At 74.8% G+C, this 3,091-nt stretch carries 4 protein-coding genes; all 4 read left to right on the top strand.

Features of this window, described 5'->3' with window-relative positions; all coding sequences use genetic code 11:
* The coding region (locus tag JWR81_RS05390) for a B12-binding domain-containing protein (RefSeq protein ID WP_367278736.1) at nt 1–657 on the top strand (657 nt) is incomplete at its 5' end.
* Complete coding sequence (locus JWR81_RS05385) at nt 654–1,595, top strand: hypothetical protein (RefSeq protein WP_297647334.1); 942 nt, start codon at nt 654–656, stop codon at nt 1,593–1,595. The genes JWR81_RS05390 and JWR81_RS05385, both read left to right, overlap by 4 nt.
* 193 nt (nt 1,596–1,788) lie before the next feature.
* Nucleotides 1,789–2,385: a response regulator transcription factor gene (locus JWR81_RS05380; protein WP_075942692.1), complete on the top strand. Its 597-nt coding sequence runs from the start codon at nt 1,789–1,791 to the stop codon at nt 2,383–2,385.
* A gap of 399 nt (nt 2,386–2,784) precedes the next feature.
* Nucleotides 2,785–3,091: sigma factor (locus JWR81_RS05375; protein WP_297647330.1), on the top strand; the 307-nt coding region annotated here is incomplete at its 3' end.

The raw sequence follows: 3,091 nt of genomic DNA, 5'->3' as shown, positions 1-3,091 counted from the left end.
GCCGGCCGCGTCCGGGTCGGAGGTCAGACGCTGCGGCTGCCCGGGGCCGGGCGCCGCGCCCGCGGGCTGGGCCGGGCCGCGCTTGCGTTGGACGCCGGAGCCGCCCGGTCGGTGCTCGTGGAGTCCATCCGGGCGGACGGGGTCCGCGCCACCTGGGAGGACGTCGCCCGGCCGGTGTTGGTCGCCATCGGTGAGCGCTGGGAGGCCACCGGTGTGGGCGTCGAGATCGAGCACCTGCTCAGCGAGTGCGTCGTCGCCGCGTTCGGCTCGGGGGCGGTCGCCGCACCCGTGAACGCGGATGCGCGCCCGGTCCTGCTCGCCGGGATGCCGGGCGAGCAGCACATCCTCCCGATGGTGGTCCTCGCCGCGACGCTGTCGGGACGGGGTGTGGCGTGCCGGTCTCTGGGGTCGGACCTGCCCGCCGAGGCGCTGGCCGCCGCCGTCCGCCGGACCGCGCCCGTCGCCGTGGTGCTGTGGTCGCAGATGGGGGCCACAGCCGACGCCGAGGTAATCCGGTCGCTGCCCCGCACCCGGCCGCGGGCCCGTGCGTTCGTCGCTGGACCGGGGTGGGCGGGCGTCGACCTGCCCGCCCGCGTCGGCCGGCTGACGTCGCTCGACGAGGCCACGGACATGATCAGCGCCGCCGCGTCGGTGTGAGCGGCGACCCGCGCGCCGTGCGCCAGGCCGCTTTCGGTGACCGTCCCGACCTGCCGGTGCGCGTCCGGCCCGGCACGGCGCCGGTCGAGCGGTGGCTGGTGGCCGTGGCCCTCGGCGGACAGGGGCGTTACGCCGCGGCGGCGGCGGAGCTGGGCGGGCTGCTCGCCGACCCGTCGGTTCCGACGGCGGTGGCCGCGCACGCCGCGATCACCCGCGCCGCCCACCGTCGCCAGCAGGGCGGCCACGCCGCCGCCCGGCCGGACGACGCGCTGGGCCTGCGGCTGGCGCTGGCCGCCGGTGGCCGCGGGGACCCGACCGTCGACGGTACCGACGCCCGGGCGGCGCGGATCGACGCGCTGGTGGGCCTCGCCGCCGACGCGGTCGGCCTCGGGGCGGCCGCGGTGGCCGTCCGGCTGCTCGATCGGGCGGACCGCGAGGCGGAGGACCACCCGTCCTGGCGGCCCGCTGTCCGGACGGGCTGGGTGCGGGCCGAGGTGGCGCTGCTGCGCGGACGTGCCGACGAAGCCGTGCCCCCGGCGGAGCGCGCCTTGGCCGGCGCGCGCGTCGCCGGGTCGGCACGGCACGTGCTGAAGTCGCGGCTCGTCCTCGTCGTGGCCCGCGGGGCGGCGGGTGTGCTCGCACCCGCCGACGCGGTCGAGGAGCTCGACGCGATCGCGACCGGCTGCGCGCGCCTGAGCCAGCTGCCGCTCGAGTGGCCGTGCGCGCTCGCCGCGGCGGACCTCCTCGACGCGCTCGCGGCCCGGGAGCGCGACGAGCGGCCGGGCGCGAACGACGTCACCGCCCGAACGGGGCAACGATGTCCGGATGGACGGGCCAACGGAGCGACGCGCCGCCGACACGCCGCGGCTCTCACGATGAGCGTCATCGAGAACCGTAGCGACCCGGTCGGCAAGCGCCTTTCGGGGGTGTCGTTGTGACTTGCGCGGTGGATCGCGCTACTGTAATTACTCCATTCGGATCTAAGTCACCCACATGACGAGTGCCACTCGGCGCAACGGTCCCGAATGGAGGCCACATGTTCGCCCTGATCGTGTCAAGGTGAGACTCTCACTCGCCGATGCGGGGGGTGACACATCACCCGGCTGCAGGAAGCTGCAGGAAGGAATCGTCGTGACGACGGTACTCATCTGCGACGATCGTCGCAGCGTCCGCGAAGGCCTCACCCGCGTGATGTCCGCGGTGCCGGGGGTGCACCGGATCGATTGCGTTGCACACGGGGACGAACTGCTGGCGCGCTTCTCGCGCCAGCCGGTCGACGTCGTCCTGGTCGGCACCCAGCGCGCGGTGCCCACCGGGGTGGAGGCGACTCGTCGCCTCGTCGCGGCCCATCCCCAGGCGAACGTCATCGTGTTCGGAGCCCCCGACGACGCGGGCAGCATCGCTGCCGCCATCGCCGGCGGCGCCCGCGGCTACCTCCGCTGGGACGCCTCGCGCCCCGAGCTGGTCGCCGCGCTCGCCCACACGCTGGCCAGCACCGCCGTGCCCACGCCGCGGGCGCCCACCGACCCCGGTGTGCAGCTCACGGAGCGTGAGCTCCAGGTGCTGCGCGGCATGAGTCAGGGCAAGAGCAACGGGCAGATCGGGCGCGAGCTCTACCTGTCCGAGGACACGGTCAAGACCCACGCTCGGCGGCTGTTCCGCAAGCTCGGCGTGCGCGACCGTGCCCAGGCCGTCGCCCACGGCTTCCGCCGGGGCCTCGTCTCCTGACCCCTATCCGGGCGCCCGGATAGGGGTCCGTGATCCACCCGGTCGGCCCGCACGACCGGTTCCTGCCTGGTCCGGGCCGCGCCCTGAAGTGCGCGCGGCCCGGCGGTTCGTCCCGCTCCCGCCCGGTCGTCCGGCGGGAGCGTCCCCTGCCGCCGCGGTGTCCGTTCCCGCGGTGTCGCCCGCCCGCCCCGAGGGTGCGCCGATCGGGTGCGTCTCACCGTGCGAAGCAACGCGGCCCGGCCCGCGCGTCCTGCATCCTGGACGAGGAGTCCTTCCCGGATCGGCCGACCACTTCGCTACGGTGGTCGGCACTGAGGAGACGGTTGAGCACTCTCCGTGGTCGCCCTCACGAACGGATGATGACGGACATGTTGCGTAACGGCCGGACGACAACGCGCGATGAGTGAGACGACAGACGTTCCCGACGAGCTGGTGGCTCTTGCGATGGCAGGGGACCGCGGAGCGGTGGGGCGCGTGCTCGCCATCATCCGGCCCATGGTCGTGCGGTACTGCCGTGCGCGCCTGGGCCGGATGGACCGTTCGTCGGTCTCGGCCGACGACGTCGCGCAGGAGGTGTGTTTGGCCGTGCTCACGGCCTTGCCCGGGTATCGGGTGCAGGGCCGCCCGTTCCTGGCGTTCGTCTACGGCATCGCGTCACACAAGGTGATCGACGCCCACCGTGCGGCCACCCGCAACCGATCGGAAC

Source organism: Pseudonocardia sp. (genome assembly GCF_025965585.1).
Lineage (GTDB): Bacteria > Actinomycetota > Actinomycetes > Mycobacteriales > Pseudonocardiaceae > Pseudonocardia.
This window is presented reverse-complemented; position numbering and strand designations above follow the sequence as displayed.